Genomic DNA, 20,097 nt, shown 5'->3' on the forward strand with positions numbered 1-20,097 from the left:
AAATTAAGGTAATGTCTTTACTAAGTATTATCATACCCGTTTTAAATGAAGAAAATAACATATTGAAGCTGCTTGAGCACCTCAAAGCAGCTTCTTTTGATTTTAATAACATTGAAATAATTTGCGTTGATGGCGGAAGCACTGACCAAACTATTGTACAGTTAAAAAATTCAGAAATACCCTTTAAAATATCTAAAAAAGGTAGAGCTCTTCAGATGAACGCTGGTGCTGAAATGGCTAAAGGCAAAATCTTATATTTTTTACATGCAGATACCTTGCCTCCTAAACATTTTGACTTACATATTAGAAATGCTGTTCTTAAAAACTGGCAAGCTGGTTGTTTTAGAATGCAGTTTGCTCCATCAAACTTATTTCTTGATTTTTTCGCGTTTTTAGCGCAATTTAATTTGCCTATATGCAGAGGTGGTGACCAATCATTATTCATCACCAAAAGTCTATTTGATAGCAATTACGGATTTAATACAACGTATAAAATATATGAAGATGTGGAGTTTACAAACAGACTCTACAAACACGTAAATTTTAAAATACTTAAGTCAAAAGTGATTACCTCATCTAGAAGGTATCAACAAAAGGGATTTTTAAAATTGCAATATCATTTTGGAATTATTCATTTAAAAAACCTTTTAGGAAAAGGTCCAAATGATTTACATAATTATTATCAAAAATACATTGCTTAAAAAGAAGGAATAGGAAATAATCTTAGGATATTTTTTGTTCATATAGTGTCACAAAATTCCAATGTCCACCCCACTTGACATTCGGAAGTACCTTCCGTTAGACAACTCCTATTCCTGTAGTTCTATTGTTGCGTAATCATTAAAAATTCCGCTCGTTATGGTATTGGTTAACCATGTTTTATTTGGCTTAACCCTTACTCTGCCTTCTGCTTTTACATTAGAAGTGTTTTCTATTTCTAATAATGTTAACGGAGGCATTGCATTCTTTGCTAGGTACACATTGTTTTTTTGCGCAAAAACTTTGGTAAAATCTTTACCCGTTGCAATTTTCTTTTCTTTTAAAATATTTTGAAGATTGTGTGCAAAACGCTTTCCCTCTGAATTATCATCGTGGTAAATAGAAACTTTATGATAAATACTGTTATCTAAAGCCTCATCTAGATTGATTACTACCAAACGCTGGTATTTTCCAAAATTCTTAAGATAGGCACTATTAATAATATCAACATATTCTCTCATATCTTGTATTGGAGCCATTGGAGCTTCTGTCTTACTTGTATATTCAAAAGAACCTATATCTGAGACTTGGTCTTCTGCATTGCCTTTAAGAAGATAAACTTTGGCCCCATTTACCATTAACTCTTCAGCGATAGAACGTAAAACCTCTTCTTTTAAATTACTTAGCTCTGCCTTTTCATCTTCACTATTAGAGGCTAACATTAAATAAATTATCGCATTTTTAAGATGGTCACTTTTGGTATTTAAAAGGGCAAGTTCTTCATTAAAAATGGCCGTTTCTGTACCTTTTTCTAGGTCCATTTTAACACCCATGTTTTTGTAAGAGTCTTCCACCAAAGGAATAAAATATTGCTTGCCTAAAACCAATTCACTCCCATTCTTGAGATTTTCTTTATTAATGGTCAAAAACTCGCCGTAGTATTTTACGGGATCTAATCCTTCTTTTCTTAATAGGGAAAAAATACCGTCTCCCTGCGCTGCAGTTACAGTATACATTTCTTCTTGAGCTGTTGTATATAGCCCAGAAACGAGTAACGTAAAAATTAAAAATATGGTTCTCACAAGATTGATTTAGTAGTCGGGGTTATAACAAATATAGTATCTAATCGATAAAATGCAAAAAACATCGATAAAATGTATCGTATTTTTTTAGAGAAACTTCTAAATACTATCGAAATGCGCTGTAAACAAATTATAATTTACCGTAAAATGATTGAATTACCTTTTCGGCCGGTTTATTCTGTGGTGTAAATCTGTTGTCTGCTTCACCACCTACTTCATCATGTCTTAGAAACCATTTCCAAATAAAACCGCCCATAAACCAATCTTGACTCCAAAATTCTTCAAATGTCACCTGTAGTGCATCTGACTGTGCTTCTAAATTCACATTGGTTTCATTACGGTCTACGAGCCAAGGCTTGTGGGCTGTATAATCCATACTTCTATACCCAAACTCTGTAAATAACACTGGCCTATCTACTTCTTTAGATTTTTCGTACAACTCTTTTTTCCACTTTTGCCAACCTTCTTTCATTTGTTCTTTAGAAGGATGTTGTGATTCTGAAAGCGGAAAATAGGCATCAACCCCTATAAAATCTAAATCGTCCCAAAAAGGTGTTCGGGTATATTCATCCCAATTAGCAGCATATGTTAGCTTACCTGTAAAGACCTCTCGAATTTGCGCTATTAATTGAAACCAATATTCTGGTCTATTTTTTACAAATTCTTCAAGCTCTGTACCAATACAAAAGATATCGGCATTGGTTTCTTCTGCTAAACCAGCATAGGTTAATACAAAATCTGTATAACCCTCTTCTAAGGTTTTCCATTCTTCTTCTGAATTCATTACCAAATCACCGGTGAATTGACCGTGCCGTATCCATATTTGAGGTTTGACCATAACCTTTATACCATTGGCGTGTAACTGTTCTATATATTGCTTTCCGCCTACTTTTGTCTCACCGAACCATTGTCTTTCACTATTGTGAATTACTACCGGATTATTTATATCACTTATAAATCCAAAAGGCATTACAGCAGCGTAATTGGCATTTATTTTTAAAATAGGTTCGATATGTACTTGCTCAGCCTTTTCTCTAGAAGCTACGAAACTAACACCATTGATTTTTTGGACAGATTGGCTAGCACAAGAGAGCGTGAGCAAAATAGGAAGTAGTACTAAAAGTCTTTTCATAGGTAGTTGATTACTACCTAAATTAAAGTAAATCAACCTATTCAACCAAAATATTAAGATTATTTTGCATTTTTAATAGTAGCCGTTTCATAGTCTAAAACAATTCCCTCAAAAATCCATTTTGCTAGAGCCTGCCTGTTTTCTGGGTCAAAAATGCGTTTTTGGTCTTTTTTATTTTTAATATTTCCAATTTCGATATATGCCATTGCCGGCAAAGTTTTTTTAACCAAATACAAATTACTTCTTTCAGAAAAAGTACCTGTGTAAGTTCTGTTGGGTTGAAATTGTCTGTATTTCTTTTCAAAAGTTTCATGAATACTCTTAGCTAAGTTCAATCCATTTTTACTTTTTTCATGATGATAGAAAAAAACGTCTATATTTTTTCCTTTAGTTCTACTATCAACATGGGTAACTAATAACCTTTGGTACTTACCTATATTTTTTCTGTATAATTCATTTACCTTTTTAGTTCTTTGCTCTAAACGTTCAACTTGGTTTAAAGGTATTTCTTCTTGGTTCAGCAATTTTTCATCGGTATCTAGTTCTAAAGCTCTAGCATTTCTAATACCATCGTTTTCATCTTGAATGATTATATGTACCTCAGCACCATTAGCAATTAATTCTCTAGCCAGTCTCAAGGTAACATCATAGGCATATTCATCTTCAGACACAACAACATCTCCATACTTAGCGATGGCCCCAGGGTCAGGACCACCATGCCCCGAGATTAAATAACATACCGTCCCCGAAAGTCTATTACTTATAGAATCTACTACTTCATAATCTTTACCAAAAATTGCATATCTAGTTAATTGTGCTTTTTTTAAGGCATCTGTCTTCTTTGGTAATTTATATGTTTTACCCGCAATTAGTTGGTTATCTTTTGTTATGTAAGCGCTATTTAACTGAATGAATGGCTTTAAATACTCAGAGGGGCTCATTTCATTTTTTCGTAAAAGCGAAAAAATGCCATCACCGGTCTCAGCAACTACTGTTTGTAAAGAGTCTTGTGCACTACTAGGTATGGCAAGAATAAAGATTAATACTATGTACGCAATTCTATTTTTCATAATCCAACAACATATTATTCCGATACAAATATTTTTAATTATTTGCCATCATTCTTAAAAAGAGAAAAAAAGTATATTTATTTAATCAACAACAATCTTACCGTTTTATTCATTATTGTACATTACTTACAAAGTAGACTGCAACAGTTAACTGTTACTTATACATTTAAAAATACTGTCCAATACCAAACACAAATCCTTTTGTGCTATTAGAGGTAACTCCATACCCATAATCAATTCTAAAAATCGCATTAAAAATTCTTTTATGCATAAATCGAATTCCTATACCTGGGTAAATTCTGAGATTTTGTTTTTCTGTGAAATCGCCCAAATCTCCCCCAGGATTTCGCCAACTACCCCCATCAATGAATATATTACTCTGCATAACAAACCAATCTTTCTCTATTAATGTATGTCGGTATTCTGTATTAAGTACTATGGCTGCGGTACCTCTATCTATGATATTACCAACACCTCTAATGTTTAAATTATTATCTACAGCGAAAGGGGCAAATGGAGTATTAAAATTACTAGCCAATCCGAAACGTAAACGTGTTGCCCAATTACCTTTTTGACCCACTCTTTTATAGAAGGCAAAATCATTAAAGCCAATCCAAAAATCTGGTAATTGTTCACTAGAACTTGTAACCATTTGCAGGTTTAAATTGCTTTTAAAGCCGTCTAAAAAATAATAATAGTAATCTATCTTTTGGTAGTTATATAAAAGCTTCAGTAAAAACTTATCTACTTTTAATTCTTGCGGCACATTGGGGTTAGTCGCACCAAACAAATACTGATAATCCTCTATAAATATATTGAAACCCAACTCAAGCTGATTTTTGTTATTGATTTGGTAAAGCCCCAAAAGTTCTATTGCATGGTTATTGTATTTGTAATCTGCCGTTCCATTCTCTAAAAAAACAGGTTCTTGGGTAGTTAAATCTTGATAATTTAGAGCTAAACCAACTTTTTTAGAAAACAGAAATGGTGCTCTAATATTTAGTCCATAAGAATTAAAAATATCATATTGATAGAAAGCGCCCAAAGTGATGTTTTCCCCTAAAAAATTAAACTCTTGCAAACCCACTCTAAAGGCAAATTCATCATTACTAGAGGTGTAAATGTTAGCAAACGGGATAATAGTAAAGTTTTCTTCTACATCATATATTACCTTAACCTCTGAATTGGAAAGTGGAACAACCTTAAAAAAGGCGTGAGTAATTGATGGTAGCTGTTTTAATCTATTAATATCTTGATGTAAAACTGTAGAATCTAGCCTTTGCCCTAATTTAAGCTGAGAGATACGTTTTACTAAAGTTGTTTTTGTTGTTCGATTACCTTTAATTTCAAATTCAGACACTAATTCTTGACTCCCTAAAGATTGAGCTAGAAATAAAAGCAATAAAACTACTTTTTTAATCATAAGTTTAAGCTATCCTAAATTTTGAATAGCGTAATTTATTTTACTGTATTTAAACAGCTAAAGTCCTTTTCAAATACCAAAATTTGAAAGGACTTTTATTAAAAAATCACCATATTTAAAATACAGCTCTTAAACCTAAATTAAAGGTTTGTCCCAAACCGGTATCTGTACCTCTTACAAAATTGGTATACAATGCCTCTACATTTAATTCTTGTGTTAATTGGTATTTAACCCCACCCCCTAATGCCGTAAAATTTTGCGTAAAATTATTACCTAGATTTAACAATTGTGAGTGTTGAACCAAACCTAAGACCGTGAATTTTGTGCTTGGAAAATAACTTAAAAAAACACCTGGCGTTAACCGCAAACTATTATTAGCAAAACTATCTTGTTGATTTCCTAAATTTAGTTCAGAATTTAGTTCGGTGAATAATTGCCATTTATCTTGGGCAAAAGAATAATCATAAAAAAATCTATTTTGCCAGATATATCCTTTTTGGTCTAAAAAGACCCCGTTTTCTGTTTCATTATCAACTAAAGGAATAAATAATGCACTCTGAATTGAAAAGTTGTTTATTGACTTGAATGGGGTAAATTTTATAGCTGGAGCAAAAGAAGTAAACCCTGACCTTGCACTGCCTTCTTCCCCGTCAAACGATAAAAAATCAAATATTCCTCTACCACCAACGGTATTCGACCTAAATTCTAACAACAAACCTAAGTTTACTCTTTTGTTGTTACCAACCCCCGTAAAAATATCTAGGGTAGATGTAAAAAAAACATTTCTGGGAATATCACCATTAAAGGTATCTTCTGTCTCTGTATACAGATTGTTAAACCATTTAATATCCCATTGCCCTTTACCAATAAGTTTTGAAGGAGTTAGGTTCTGTATATTACTGCCTTGTTTGTTTTGAACAATAGATTGATTGTCTTGAGCTATTAAGTTTAACATAGACAATATAAATGCAGCCACTAGTAAGTGGTTTTTTAAATTTTTCATAATATTAAGATTACGTTGTTATTTGATACTATTAAGCGTCCAATCGTATGGGTAATAGCTCACTTTAGAAGAAGGGTCTAATTTTTCTGTTCTAAACTTGTTTATAAAGTCAATTTCATTGCTTCCGTTTTTTACAAAATCTGTTTTGTACCACTCAAAAATTTGTGATAGCAATACTTTTTTGCCTTTGACCCTAATAAAATTTGGATTGTTTAAAGCGAGTTCTGTTTGTTTTTGAAGTTGATTTTCTAGTTTACTAGGCACATAAGCTTCATTAATGATAGGCGGACATCCCAAACCAGCACATACCAATACAAAATGAAATCTTGCTTCATCAGGAAAATTACCCCGCAGCACTTTATTTTCAATATCGTTAAGCGAAATTTCTTTTCCTCCAATGCTGTGTTTTGTAGCATCAAAAAAACCAGTAATTGCTAAGGGCGACTTTACAGGATATTGTTCAACAATGCCGTTAATTACAAGCAAATTATAAGCATTAACCCAAAAGGCTTGATACGCAATAGGCTTATTCTTATCAACTTTAATATTCTTAGCAAGATTTATCAAATCTTTCAGTTGGGCAGGGTTCATTTTTATTTTTTCGTAATCTACTTTCCCATCACTTACATAGGTTTGAAAGAATTCGTTAGACTTAGAAAAAAAAGACTCTAATTCTTGAGCTAAACCAAGCTGAAACCAAGCAGAAAAGAGCAATATTAGTATTGGTTTATGGATTATCTTTTTCATAACAATTTTTAATTTTCTTAAAGCTTATGTCGAACAAAAATCAAAAACCCTACAAAATATCTAAATTTTAATCCATTTTTTTGATGATGTTTCGTGTTCGAAAATTAGGGGTAATACTTACAATTATTATTAAATTTATTTCTATTCTAAATTAAAAACTGCTTGTTAAGTTTCTATCTTTAAAAGCGACACACCTTTAAACTGCTAACAACTTCATGGAACATGTGGTCATCATTGGTAATGGAATAGCGGGAGTTTCCGCTGCCAGACATATTAGAAAGCTATCAGATAAGCGAATTACTTTAATTTCAGCCGAGACAGATTATTTTTTCTCTAGAACTGCATTAATGTATGTCTACATGGGACATATGAAATTTGAACACACACAACCTTATGAGAATTGGTTTTGGAAGAAAAACAACATCAATTTATTAAACGCTTTTGTCACCAACGTTGATGTTGAAAATAAGATTTTAAAAATTGCCAATTCAACTGATGTCTCTTATGATAAATTAATTATTGCTACAGGTTCTAAACCAAATAAATTTGGATGGCCAGGTCAAGATTTAAAAGGCGTTCAGGGCTTGTATTCTAAACAAGATTTAGATAATCTTGAAGAATATGCACCAAATAAAGAGGTATGCAAGAGAGCAGTAATTGTTGGTGGTGGATTAATTGGAATTGAGTTAGCAGAAATGCTTAGAAGTAGAGATATACCTGTTACTTTTTTAGTAAGAGAAAGTAGCTTCTGGAATGGAGTATTACCAGATGGAGAGTCTACCATGATTAACGAACATATCTTAGAACACCATATAGACTTAAGATTAAGCACTAATCTTAAAGCCATAATTGATGACGGTAATGGAAAAGTGAAATCTATACTAATTGAAGAAACCGGTGAAGAACTACCTTGTGACTTTGTAGGTTTAACGGCCGGGGTTACTCCTAACATTAATTTTTTGGAAGATTCTACAATTGAAACAGGAAAAGGAGTAAAAGTTAATAGACTTTTAGAAACCAGTTGCAACGATATTTATGCTATTGGTGATTGTGCAGAACAGCGTCAACCCATTGGTAACAGAAGACCTGTAGAGGCTGTATGGTATACCGGAAGAATGATGGGCGAAACGGTTGCCCAAACTATTTGTGGTAATCCAACTGAATATAAACCGGGGCACTGGTTTAATTCCGCAAAATTTCTCGATATAGAATATCAGACCTATGGTTGGGTTTTTGGCAAAAAGGGGAGACCTGAATATGAAGCGCAATTTCATTGGAGACATCCAAATGAAAAAGTTTGTATTACCCTTTCATTCCATAAAGAAAGTCGACAATTTCTTGGTATTAACACCTTTGGAATTCGAATGCGCCATGAAATTTTTGACCGCTGGTTAACGCAATCAAAAGATGTGGACTATGTACTATCTCATCTAGCAGATGCCAATTTCGACCCTGAATTTTACAAAAAGTACGAAACCTCTATAGTGGCCAAATACAATTCAGATTTTCAAAAAAACCTGAAATCGAGAAAGAAAAGCATAAAAAGAATATTTCAATTTAACTAACAATGAGCAATTACGACAGAAGCATGGCACTCACTGGTCAACCTCCAGTAAGCCTTAGCACAAATCAGAAATTAGCAACCTTGGTTGGCATGTTTGGTCTAGCTGTTTTATTACTAGCCGCTTTTAATATTAATTTTCCCAATAAAACGTTATGGCTAACTATTGCCCTAAGCTCCATATTTTCAGGCACTATTTGGTTTGCTTGGGATGCTTATCTAGATAAAGCTCCGGGTATTAAAAATGATGGAGTATGGTTCAAATCTATCTCTAGTCGTGGTCTTTGGGGTTGGGTAGCTGGCATAGCCCTTACAGGTTTTTATATTGTACTTTATTTTTTTCCAGAATATTTAGGCTTAGTAAAAGATGGTGACAACAAGGGTGTTATTGCTTTATTCGACCCGTTGAGCAAAGCATTAAGTGGTAATCCAGCAAGTCAATGGTTTGTTTACGGCACTTTATATACCGTTGCTATTTTAGCTTTTGGTATTAAATTCTTATGGAAGTATAGACATAATAAGTATGAGCGCATACGCACCATGAGCGTAATGTTTTTTCAAACCGCATTTGCCTTTATTATTCCAGAATTAATGGCACGTTTAAATGGAAGTTCTGTCTTAAACGGTGGCAGTTTACCCTATTACGACCTTAAAAACATTTGGCCTTTAAATTATTATAATTTTGAAGGTTATCGTATTAAAAGTTTTGTGAGCTCTGGTGATATTGGTCTCGCTCTTTTACTTTTTGGTATTGCTTCTATTTTTATAATTACCCCAATTCTTACCTATCGTTTTGGTAAACGTTGGTATTGCTCTTGGGTATGCGGTTGTGGGGGTTTAGCTGAAACTGTTGGCGACCCTTTTAGACAATTAAGTGATAAATCACAATTTGCTTGGAAAGTAGAACGATGGGTAGTACACAGTGTTGTGGTATTTGTTACCTTGATGACAACAGCCGTTATTTATTCGTATCTGGGTAATGATACTAGTAAATACTGGCTTACTAAACCTTCTTTTTTAATTGGTGTTGCCACATTGCTAACAGCCGTCTTTGTTTGGGCAATGGTATTTAAACGCAATCAGCTACAAAAAGATGCCAAATATGGAGCAGTAGGTTATTTCGTGATTATAATGTCTTTAGTAGCTTTTCACTTTTTAAGTGGTGAAGGCCAAGTTTTTCTATTTAAATCTGAAACCTTAAGAAAAACGTATTCGTTTTTAATTGGCAGCATATTTTCTGGAGTTATCGGAACAGGGTTTTATCCCATTTTTGGTAACCGAGTGTGGTGTAGATTTGGTTGTCCTATGGCAGCTATTTTAGGGTTTCAACAGCGTCTCTTTTCAAAATTTAGAATTACCACTAACGGGGGTCAATGTATCTCTTGTGGTAATTGTTCTACGTATTGCGAGATGGGAATTGATGTTAGAGCATATGCCCAAAAAGGTGAAAATATTGTTCGTTCTAGTTGTGTGGGCTGCGGTATCTGTTCCGCAGTTTGCCCAAGAGGTGTTTTAAAATTAGAAAATGGCCCGTTAGAAGGTAGAATTGATAGCAATCAAGTTTTATTGGGTAATGATGTGGACTTAATGAAATTGGTAAACCAAAAGTAGTGTCTCGAATTTTACTTACCATTCTGCTTACCACTGGTTTTTTAAACAGTAAATTTTATCATCGTGAATTCTACGATACGGGTAAACTCAAAGCACAAGGTTGGTTTATTGATTTTAATAAAGAAATGTATTGGACTTATTTTTACGAGAATGGTAAAATAATGGAGTCTGGACACTATAAAAACAATCTCCGTGATGGGTACTGGTATTTTTATTCCAAAGATGGAAAGCTAGAGATGGAAGGACATTTCAATAAAAATCAGAAAGTAAAATGGTGGTTATTTTATGATAAAAACGAAAAGGTAAATCACAAATGCCAATTAAAAGATGGTGTTAAAAATGGTTACTGTCTTAAGTATAGAAATGAGGAATTAACTTCAGCAGAAAAATTTAAAGATGGCAAAAAGGTAAAAGAATGGTTTAGCTTTGCCAGCTTCAAGAAAGAAAATAAACTTTCAGACTTAAAATGACATCCTCAATTAAAGTTATTATACCCGCCTACAACGAAGAAGATTCTATAGGGAAAGTCATCGCAGAAATTCCAGATATTGTTTCAGAAATTATTGTTGTAAACAACAATTCTTCTGACAATACAGCCAAAAACGCAAACAAAGCAGGAGCAACTGTTGTTGATGAACCTCAACCCGGATACGGTAATGCATGCTTAGCAGGAATTAATTATATCGAAAATCAATCCAACTTACCCCATATTATCGTATTTCTAGATGGAGATTACTCTGATTACCCTGAAGAACTGTTAAAGATTATTGCACCAATTCAAAATGAAAACATGGATTTGGTTATTGGTGCTAGAAAAAAAGAGTTACGAGAGCCTGGCTCTATGACTCCACAACAAGTTTTTGGCAACAGTTTGGCAACATTTTTAATGAAATTGTTTTTTGGGGCTAATTTTACGGATTTAGGTCCTTTTAGAGCCATAAAATATGAATCTCTCAAAAAATTAGAGATGAAAGATAAAACTTATGGGTGGACCGTTGAGATGCAACTCAAGGCAATTCGTAAAAATCTGGCTTACAAAGAAGTACCTGTGCGTTACAAACGTCGAATAGGCGTCTCAAAAGTTTCTGGTACCGTAAAAGGTACTATATTTGCAGGCATAAAAATTTTGGGTTGGATTTTTAAATATAGTATCAAATGACAATAGGTTTAACCATAGCATACATCATCATAGGAATATACAGCATTGCACTAATGCTTATATTCTTTTATAGCCTTGCGCAATTAAATTTGCTGGTTAACTATTTAACGTACAAAAAACAAAATGAAGAGGCCCCTAAATACAATCTTCTAGACCCTCGTGAAATTCCATATGTTACTATTCAGCTCCCCGTATACAATGAAGAATATGTAATGGACCGCCTGTTAGACAACATTGCAAAAATTGAATACCCAAAAAGTAAATTAGAAATTCAAGTTTTAGATGATTCAACTGATGACACGGTTATAAACACTGCAAAAAGAGTTGAAGAATTAAAAGAAACTGGATTAGATATAGAACACATTCGTAGAGAAAATAGAGTTGGTTTTAAAGCTGGTGCCTTAAAAGAAGGTTTAGCAATTGCCAAAGGTGATTTTGTCGCCATTTTTGATGCAGACTTTATGCCAGAATCAGATTGGTTAAAAAAGACTGTTCCTTATTTTAAAGACCCTGAAATTGGAGTGGTTCAAACCCGTTGGGGGCACATCAACAGAGATTATTCGACCTTAACTAGAATTCAAGCTTTTGCTTTAGATGCGCACTTTACGCTAGAGCAGGTAGGTAGAAATTCTAGAGGGCACTTTATAAACTTCAATGGTACGGCTGGTATCTGGAGAAAAGATTGCATTTTAGACGCTGGTAATTGGGAAGGTGATACCCTAACTGAAGATTTAGATTTAAGTTACCGTGCGCAGCTTAAAAACTGGAAATTTAAATATCTAGAGGACGTAGAAACTCCTGCAGAATTACCTGTAGTAATGAGTGCAGCGCGTTCACAACAATTTCGTTGGAATAAGGGTGGCGCTGAAAACTTTAGAAAAACAGTAATGACTGTAATTTCTGCTAAAAACTTAGATTTTAAAACTAAGTTTCATGGGGTTATGCACTTATTAAATAGTTCAATGTTTCTTTGTGTATTCTTGGTTTCGATTTTAAGTATTCCAATGCTGTACATCAAAAATACCTACGGACATTTGTCTTGGGTTTTTGAAGTAACTAGTTTCTTTATAGTATCTACAATCATCTTATTCTTCTGTTACTGGTTCACATATCGTAGTATGCAAGGTGGTGGTTTTGACAAGTTTGTAGATTATATAAAACTATTTTTCACCTTCTTCTCTGTAGCTTTAGGCTTGTCTTTACATAACTCTATTGCCGTTTTAGAAGGGCATCTAGGTAAACGAAGTGAATTTGTTAGAACACCAAAATTTAATATCAACAATCTTACTGATAGTTGGAAAGGAAACAAGTACTTAGCTAAAAAGTTATCTCCTAATATGATACTTGAATTTGCACTTATGTTATACTTCTTATTTGGAATGTACAGTGCAGTTCCCTTAAATGATTATGGTTTATTTCCATTTCACTTAATGCTATTCTTAGGTTTTGGATTTGTATTCTTTAAAAGTTTAGTAGCTAAAGCATAACAATGCTTTCTATTTTAAAACAGCATAAACTCCCCTTACTTTTAGTATGTGGGAGTATTTTATTTTACACTGTTTTTGCGTATGATTTTGATAGAGAAGACTTTATTAAGCTTATAACACTATACGCTGCACTCTTTTTTTTACACCTTAAACTTATTCAATTTCAACAGTGGAATTTTAGTTTTCTATTTGCAACAGGAATCCTGTTTAGACTTGTTTTTATTGTAGCTCTTCCAAGCTTATCTCAAGATTTCTATCGGTTCATTTGGGATGGTGAACTAATTACTCAAGGGATTAATCCGTATGCATATACCCCTAATCAAATTGTAATTGAAAGCGTACACCTAGGTCAAAACATAGCTATACCAAATCAGGCAGAACTGTACCAAGGAATGGGTGAACTAAGTGCAAAACATTATAGCAACTACCCTCCTATAAATCAACTTTTATTTGCCATGAGTACTTTCTTAGGGTTTGGTTCAATTTTAGGTAGTGTTATTTGGATGCGCTTGTTTATAATTATTGCAGATGTAGGCACTGTTCTAATTGGGAGAAAACTATTGAAGGAATTAGAAAAAAAGGAATACCTAATTTTCTTTTACTTTTTAAACCCACTTGTAATCTTGGAACTAACCGGAAATTTACATTTTGAAGGTATTATGTTTTTCTTATTTATTACAGGATTTTATCTTATCACCAAGAACAAGCTACTTTCGGCAGCTCCTATTTACGCGGCTTCCATATTTTTAAAATTAGTTCCATTACTCTTTCTACCTATCTTCTTTAAATATTTAAAATTTAAAAAAAGTATTCTATTTTACACCATGGTAGTTGGTTGCTGCGCACTGTATTTACTACCGTTTATAAACGAGAATTTGCTTGATAATTACCAAAAAACCATCGATTTATGGTTTTCAAATTTTGAATTTAATGCAAGTATCTATAACCTCGTAAAGTATGTTTTCGTTACTTTTTTCGAAGCTAAACCTTGGGAGCTCATCATTACTTATGGCTCTTTAGTCAAAGTAATCTCGGTATTCATAATTCTGTCTCTAGCGTTTATCCCAAAAAACAACTCTCCAAAACAAGTATTAACTTCTATTTTAATTGTTTTAACTGCGTACTACTTTTTATCTGCAACCGTTCATCCTTGGTATATAGTTTTTTTGGTGGGCTTAGCTGTTTTTTCAGATTTTAAATATCCTATTGTCTGGTCTGCAGCTGTAATCCTAAGTTATTTTACGTATTCTCAACCTAACTTTGAAGAAAATCTTTTTCTTATTTCTTTAGAATATATATTGGTTTTTGGGGTTTTGTTTTTCGAAGTTTTTAAAAATCATAACATTATTAATAGTATTCGTAAAAAGTAATCACAAAATGTTGAGCATCTAAGTTTTTTTATACTTTTACCTCATAATGAAAGAACAGAGACACATAGCTATAACTAAAAACGCGAGTATTCCATCTCCCGTTCGTCCGTTCTTTGTGCGCCGCCGTCGCCCGTAAGGGTGCCAATATACTATTGGGATTAGGTGTGTCCATTCCCGCTTTTCGTAAAAATCTAAATTCATTTTTAATTTAATTTATTCATCAACGATGAAAATTGTTGTTGCTAACGCATCGCATTTAAAATATGCACAAATCATAAGCGAGACTATTACAGACTCTGCAAAAGTTCGTGGTACCGGTATTGCCAAACGTACCCCAGAATATATTGCGCAGCGTCTACGAAATGGTAATGCTATCATCGCTTTAGATGACGATAAATTTGCAGGATTTTGTTACATCGAAGTTTGGGGCAATAAAAATTTTGTTGCAAACTCAGGTCTAATTGTACATCCTGATTATAGAGGCGAAGGTCTAGCCAGCAAAATAAAACAGCGCATTTTTGAATTATCCCGAGAAAAATTTCCGGATGCCAAAATCTTTGGCATTACTACAGGACTTCCGGTAATGAAAATGAATTATGCTTTAGGTTACAAACCTGTAACATTTTCAGAACTCACTGATGACCCAGATTTTTGGAAAGGCTGTCAAACTTGTAAAAACTTTGACATTCTTACCAGAACAGAACAAAAAATGTGCCTCTGTACTGGAATGTTATATGACCCAAAAGAAAAAAATAACCATCCAAAAGCTGAAAAAATAAATTCTAAAACTTTTCAGCGATTAAGAAGTATTAAAGAAAGCTTACTTATAAAAAAGAAAGAAAAATGAAAAAATTAGTATTGGCTTATAGTGGCGGACTAGATACATCCTATTGCGCCATGAACTTATCTAAAGAGCATGGTTTTCAAGTACACGCGGTAAGCGTTAACACAGGTGGTTTTACACCAGAAGAAATTAAAACCATAGAAGAAAAAGCATTGGCTTTAGGGGCTAGCACCTATACTTCTATAGATGCCGTACAGAATTTTTATGATAAAGTGGTTAAATACCTCATTTTTGGCAATGTACTTAGAAACAACACCTATCCCCTTTCGGTAAGTGCAGAACGTATTGTACAAGCGGTAGAGATTGTAGAACATGCCAAAAAAATTGGGGCCAAATATATTGCTCACGGTAGTACCGGAGCGGGTAACGACCAAGTACGTTTTGATATGATTTTTCAAACGCTTGCTCCTGAAATTGAAATTATAACTCCTATTAGGGATAACAAACTCGCAAGAGAAGAAGAGATTGCTTATTTACAAGCCAATGGCGTGGATTATTCTTGGGAAAAAGCTAAATATTCTATCAACAGGGGACTTTGGGGTACATCTGTAGGTGGTGAGGAAACCTTGACCAGTGAAAAACCCTTGCCAGACAGTGCTTACCCTAGTCAACTACAAGAAAAAGAACCTACCCAAGTAAGCCTTTCTTTTGAAAAAGGCGAATTGGTAGCGATTAATGGCGAAAAAGATACGCCCGTAGCCAATATTGAAAAATTAGAAGCTATTGCCAACAAATATGCCATAGGTAGAGACATTCACGTGGGTGATACCATAATAGGAATTAAAGGTAGGGTTGGATTTGAAGCGGCCGCACCATTAATTATCTTAAAAGCCCACCATTTGCTAGAGAAGCACACCTTGAGTAAGTGGCAGCAATTTCAAAAAGAACAACTGGGTAACTTCTATGGTATGTTGTTGCATGAAGGCAACTACCTAGACGAAGTGATGCGCAACATAGAAGCCTTTTTAACCGATACACAGAAGAACGTCACGGGCGAAGTATTTGTTAGCTTGTACCCTTTCCAATTTAGATTAGACGGAATTAAATCACCAAACGATTTAATGAATGCCTCTTTTGGTAGCTATGGCGAAATGAACAAAGGTTGGACTGCAGATGACGCCAAAGGCTTTATTAAAATCTTATCCAATCCGGGTAAAATCTCTAATCACGTAAACGGCTAAATATGGCTAAAATTGGAATAATCGGAGGTTCTGGCTATACAGGAGGCGAGTTGATTCGTCTGCTGCTAAACCATAGCGATATCACTATAGATTTTGTATACAGCACTACCAGAGCTGGCAAAAAAATTAGTAGTGCCCATGCCGATTTAATTGGCGCTACCAACCTTACTTTTACTGGGGAAGTTAACACCCATGTAGATGTTGTTTTCTTGTGCTTAGGGCATGGAAATTCTAGTAACTTTTTAAAGGAACATAAATTTTCTGAAGAAACACTTTTAATCGACTTGAGTAATGATTTTAGGCTTCAAGCAGATGCTACATTTCAAGGTAGAACTTATGTTTACGGCTTACCTGAACTGAACAAAGAAGCGATTAAAAAAACAGATGCACTGGCTAATCCAGGTTGTTTTGCTACCGCTATACAATTAGGGTTATTGCCCTTAGCAAAAGCCGGAATGCTTCAAGATGATATTCATGTAAATGCGGTAACGGGCAGTACGGGGGCTGGTGTAAAACCAGGGGAAACTACCCATTTTAGCTGGCGAAACAACAATGTGAGTTGGTACAAACCCTTTACACATCAACATTTAGGGGAAATTGGCGAAAGCTTAAATTCTTTTAGCAACCCTACAGGTAAAATTTATTTCTTACCCAATAGAGGTAATTTTACTAGAGGGATATTGGCTACCACCTATACCAAATTCAATGGTAGTGTTGAAGAAGCAAAAAGTCTGTTTACAGATTTCTACAAGGAGGCCAAATTTACCCAAGTGGTAGATGACCCCATTCATTTAAAACAAGTGGTGAATACCAATAATTGCCATATTCACTTGCACAAACATGATGACATTTTGCTGATAACCTCTGCCATAGACAACCTTTTAAAAGGTGCTTCTGGACAAGCCGTACAAAACATGAATTTGATGCTAGGTTTTAAAGAAACCAAAGGATTAAAATTAAAGGCAGGCGTATTTTAAAAACCAAACCGTAAAACTTTACCATGAAAATAGCAATTATAGGAACCGGGAACTTAGGCCAATCTATTGCCAATGGCATTCTAAATTCTAATGGTGCAACCAGTATGTACCTTACCAAACGTAATCCTGATAAATTAAAGCATTTTGAAGATTACGGTAATGTAACCGTTACGGCTAGCAACGAAGAGGCGGTCACTAATTCAGATATTTTAATTTTTGCCGTGCAACCAGGTCATTTTGAAGCTATTTTGTATGATATTAAAGACCAACTCACTGAAAAACATGTGGTAATTAGTGTTATAACGGGTTTTTCAATTTCTAGAATTGAGTCTATCATTGGTGCAGACAAATACATATTACGTTGTATGCCCAACACCGCTATTTCCGTAGGCAAATCCATGACCTGTATTTGTAGTAATGGGGTTGGTAAAAAACGAGTGGACTTGGCCAAAGCTATTTTTAATAGAATGGGACATACCTTGGAAATTCCAGAAGAGCAAATGCAAGCGGCAACCGTGATTTGTGCCAGTGGTATTGCCTTTTGGATGCGTTTAATACGTGCAACCACACAAGGTGCCATACAATTGGGATTCGAATCTAAGGAAGCGCAAGAATTAGCAATGCATACCTGTAACGGCGCAGCAGCTTTATTAATTGAAACCGGCAACCATCCAGAGCAAGAAATAGACCGTGTAACCACACCAAAAGGTTGTACTATTGAAGGTTTGAATGAAATGGAACACCAAGGATTGAGCTCTTCCCTAATCCAAGGTATTGTAAGCTCATACAAGAAAATTAGTGACATAAAAAACACCTAGACTTAGGTTATATAGCCTAATAACTAGAAAAAACAACAGCATGAAATTATTTGATGTTTACCCTTTATATGATGTTACCCCTGTAAGCGCAAAAGGCATTGAGGTAATTGATGATAAGGGTCAAAAATACTATGATTTCTACGGCGGGCATGCCGTGATTTCCATAGGGCATTCCCACCCACATTATGTTAATATGCTTACCGACCAATTGCAACAAATTGGTTTTTATAGCAACTCTATAAAAAATCCATTGCAAGAGGCGTTGGCAGAGAAACTAGGCCAACTCTCTGGCTGTGAAGATTACAACTTATTCTTATGTAATTCTGGAGCAGAAGCCAATGAGAATGCTTTAAAAATGGCATCGTTCCATACCGGGAAATCCAAGGTCTTGGCATTTAAAAAAGCCTTTCATGGGCGTACCTCAGCTGCAGTGGCTACAACGGATAATCCAAAAATAAACGCACCTATAAATCAACAGCAAAAAGTAACTTTTATTGATTTTAACGATGTCGAAAACTTAAAAGCAGAACTAGCTTCAGGAGACTATTGCGCGGTTATTTTAGAAGCCATACAAGGGGTTGGTGGTTTGGATGAACCCACAACCGAATTTTACCAGCTTATTCAAACCGAATGCAAAAACCACGGTGTAGTACTTATTGCAGACGAAGTACAGGCCGGTTTTGGTAGAAGTGGTAAATTCTTTGGATTTCAACACCATAATATTAAACCAGATATTATCTCAATTGCCAAAGGTATGGGTAATGGGTTTCCCGTAGGTGGTATCTTAATTCATGAAGATATTAAGGCTTCTTATGGGTTGTTGGGCACTACTTTTGGTGGTAACCACCTTGCTTGTGCCGCTACCCTGGCGGTTTTAGAAGTTATAGAAAAAGAAGACCTGTTAACCAATGCGCAAGCCATGGGTGCCTACTTCACAGCAGAGGCAGCCAAAATTCCGCAAGTAAAAAAGGTAAAAGGGAGAGGGTTAATGTTGGGGCTCGAGTTTGATTTTGAGGTAGCAGAACTTCGCAAAAAACTCATTTTTAATCAGCATGTATTTACGGGCGGCGCAGCCAATAAACAGGTACTTCGGTTCTTGCCAGCGTTAACTATTGGCAAAGCAGAAATCGATTTGTTCTTTAACGCTCTAAAAGCGGAATTGTAGCATGAAAAAGCGCGTTCTCATCAAAATTGGTTCTAACACACTGACCAAAGAAACAGACCAGATATCCCGTGGTAAAATAGAGGATATCGGCAGGCAATTGGCGGTATTAAAAGACCAATACGAATTTATCTTGGTCTGCTCTGGGGCCATTGCAACAGCAAAGCAATTTGTACAATTAGAACACACCGGTAAAGACATTAATGTTAAGCAAGCCTTGGCAGCTATTGGTCAACCCCGTTTAATGCATATTTTTCAAGAGAATTTTAGAGAACTGGGCTTATTTACATCGCAATGCTTGTTTTCGTATTCGGATTTACGGGATGACGAATCGCGCCAGAACATAAAAAACACCATTGATGTGCTACTACAAAATAACGTAGTACCCATCATTAATGAAAACGACACTGTAGCCACAGAAGAGATTAAATTTGGCGATAATGATAAGCTGGCGGCCTACACCGCAGCCTTTTTAGAAGCAGATTTACTTATAATCGCTACCAATACCAATGGCGTATATAGCAAAGCATCTATGGAAAATGGAACACCAGAAACCATTTTAGAAGTGCATGATTTGCAAGCCATGCAAAAGGAAATTAGCACAGCAAAATCGTCTCACGGAACAGGTGGCATGCAATCAAAAATAGAAGCTTCGGCAATAGCACAAAAAGCACATATAGAAACTTGGATAGTGAACGGCTTATTGGATAATTTTATCCTAGATAGTTTTAATGCCAAACAGCCTTTCACCAAAATAATAGCAACATAACA

Annotated in this window: 19 protein-coding genes; 13 read left to right on the top strand and 6 right to left on the bottom strand. The window is 34.8% G+C overall.

Translation table 11 applies throughout. From position 1 onward, the window contains the following. The first annotated feature begins 11 nt into the window (after positions 1–11). Positions 12–701 (top strand): TIGR04283 family arsenosugar biosynthesis glycosyltransferase, encoded by a 690-nt coding sequence (locus tag H5V42_RS04460; protein WP_185781926.1) that lies wholly within the window; start codon positions 12–14, stop codon positions 699–701. Positions 702–809: 108 nt separating this feature from the next. Here the strand turns inward: H5V42_RS04460 and H5V42_RS04465 are convergent, their stop codons facing one another. The 6 genes from H5V42_RS04465 to H5V42_RS04490 form a co-directional block, all read right to left on the bottom strand. Continuing rightward, complete coding sequence (locus H5V42_RS04465) at positions 810–1,781, bottom strand: N-acetylmuramoyl-L-alanine amidase (protein WP_185781927.1); 972 nt, start codon at positions 1,779–1,781, stop codon at positions 810–812. Positions 1,782–1,911: 130 nt separating this feature from the next. After that, positions 1,912–2,913, bottom strand: a complete 1,002-nt coding sequence (locus H5V42_RS04470; RefSeq protein ID WP_185781928.1) for a glycoside hydrolase family 113 — start codon at positions 2,911–2,913, stop codon at positions 1,912–1,914. Between the two features lie 59 nt (positions 2,914–2,972). Next, positions 2,973–3,983, bottom strand: coding sequence for an N-acetylmuramoyl-L-alanine amidase family protein (locus H5V42_RS04475; RefSeq protein ID WP_185781929.1), 1,011 nt, complete (start codon positions 3,981–3,983; stop codon positions 2,973–2,975). A 166-nt stretch (positions 3,984–4,149) separates the two neighbouring features. Further along, entirely contained in the window at positions 4,150–5,406 is a 1,257-nt protein-coding gene (locus H5V42_RS04480; protein WP_185781930.1) for a POTRA domain-containing protein, read from the bottom strand. Positions 5,407–5,521: 115 nt separating this feature from the next. Beyond that, the gene (locus tag H5V42_RS04485) at positions 5,522–6,409 is read right to left on the bottom strand and encodes a hypothetical protein (RefSeq protein ID WP_185781931.1); all 888 of its coding nucleotides are present in this window, start codon (positions 6,407–6,409) and stop codon (positions 5,522–5,524) included. Positions 6,410–6,427: 18 nt separating this feature from the next. Then, the gene (locus tag H5V42_RS04490) at positions 6,428–7,156 is read right to left on the bottom strand and encodes a DUF547 domain-containing protein (protein WP_185781932.1); all 729 of its coding nucleotides are present in this window, start codon (positions 7,154–7,156) and stop codon (positions 6,428–6,430) included. Between the two features lie 215 nt (positions 7,157–7,371). Between H5V42_RS04490 and H5V42_RS04495 the strand changes: the two genes are divergently transcribed. The 12 genes from H5V42_RS04495 (at position 7,372) to proB (ending at position 20,095) form a co-directional block, all read left to right on the top strand. Next, positions 7,372–8,721 (top strand): NAD(P)/FAD-dependent oxidoreductase, encoded by a 1,350-nt coding sequence (locus H5V42_RS04495; protein WP_185781933.1) that lies wholly within the window; start codon positions 7,372–7,374, stop codon positions 8,719–8,721. Between the two features lie 2 nt (positions 8,722–8,723). Then, complete coding sequence (locus tag H5V42_RS04500; protein ID WP_185781934.1) at positions 8,724–10,328, top strand: 4Fe-4S binding protein; 1,605 nt, start codon at positions 8,724–8,726, stop codon at positions 10,326–10,328. Next, positions 10,328–10,798, top strand: a complete 471-nt coding sequence (locus tag H5V42_RS04505) for a toxin-antitoxin system YwqK family antitoxin (RefSeq protein ID WP_229665603.1) — start codon at positions 10,328–10,330, stop codon at positions 10,796–10,798. The genes H5V42_RS04500 and H5V42_RS04505 overlap by 1 nt, the downstream gene beginning before the upstream one ends. Then, positions 10,795–11,487: a glycosyltransferase family 2 protein gene (locus tag H5V42_RS04510; protein ID WP_185781935.1), complete on the top strand. Its 693-nt coding sequence runs from the start codon at positions 10,795–10,797 to the stop codon at positions 11,485–11,487. Before H5V42_RS04505 ends, H5V42_RS04510 begins: the two co-directional genes overlap by 4 nt. Positions 11,488–11,489: 2 nt before the next feature. Further along, on the top strand, positions 11,490–12,974 hold the full coding sequence (locus H5V42_RS04515) for a cellulose synthase family protein (protein ID WP_185782264.1): 1,485 nt from the start codon (positions 11,490–11,492) through the stop codon (positions 12,972–12,974). Positions 12,975–12,976: 2 nt separating this feature from the next. After that, positions 12,977–14,344, top strand: coding sequence for a polyprenol phosphomannose-dependent alpha 1,6 mannosyltransferase MptB (mptB, locus tag H5V42_RS04520; RefSeq protein WP_185781936.1), 1,368 nt, complete (start codon positions 12,977–12,979; stop codon positions 14,342–14,344). 226 nt (positions 14,345–14,570) lie between these two features. Further along, a complete protein-coding gene (locus H5V42_RS04525) occupies positions 14,571–15,191 on the top strand; it encodes a GNAT family N-acetyltransferase (RefSeq protein WP_185781937.1) in 621 nt (206 codons plus the stop codon). Continuing rightward, positions 15,188–16,369, top strand: a complete 1,182-nt coding sequence (argG, locus tag H5V42_RS04530) for an argininosuccinate synthase (protein ID WP_185781938.1) — start codon at positions 15,188–15,190, stop codon at positions 16,367–16,369. Before H5V42_RS04525 ends, argG begins: the two co-directional genes overlap by 4 nt. Before the next feature lie 2 nt (positions 16,370–16,371). Next, the gene (gene argC, locus H5V42_RS04535; RefSeq protein ID WP_185781939.1) at positions 16,372–17,346 is read left to right on the top strand and encodes an N-acetyl-gamma-glutamyl-phosphate reductase; all 975 of its coding nucleotides are present in this window, start codon (positions 16,372–16,374) and stop codon (positions 17,344–17,346) included. 23 nt (positions 17,347–17,369) lie between these two features. Then, positions 17,370–18,164 (top strand): pyrroline-5-carboxylate reductase, encoded by a 795-nt coding sequence (gene proC, locus H5V42_RS04540; protein WP_185781940.1) that lies wholly within the window; start codon positions 17,370–17,372, stop codon positions 18,162–18,164. A gap of 40 nt (positions 18,165–18,204) precedes the next feature. Further along, positions 18,205–19,329, top strand: a complete 1,125-nt coding sequence (locus H5V42_RS04545) for an aspartate aminotransferase family protein (protein ID WP_185781941.1) — start codon at positions 18,205–18,207, stop codon at positions 19,327–19,329. A gap of 1 nt (position 19,330) precedes the next feature. Continuing rightward, on the top strand, positions 19,331–20,095 hold the full coding sequence (gene proB / locus H5V42_RS04550) for a glutamate 5-kinase (protein WP_185781942.1): 765 nt from the start codon (positions 19,331–19,333) through the stop codon (positions 20,093–20,095). Positions 20,096–20,097: the final 2 nt, after the last annotated feature.

The organism is Croceivirga lutea (assembly GCF_014235875.1).
Taxonomy (GTDB): Bacteria; Bacteroidota; Bacteroidia; order Flavobacteriales; family Flavobacteriaceae; genus Croceivirga; species Croceivirga lutea.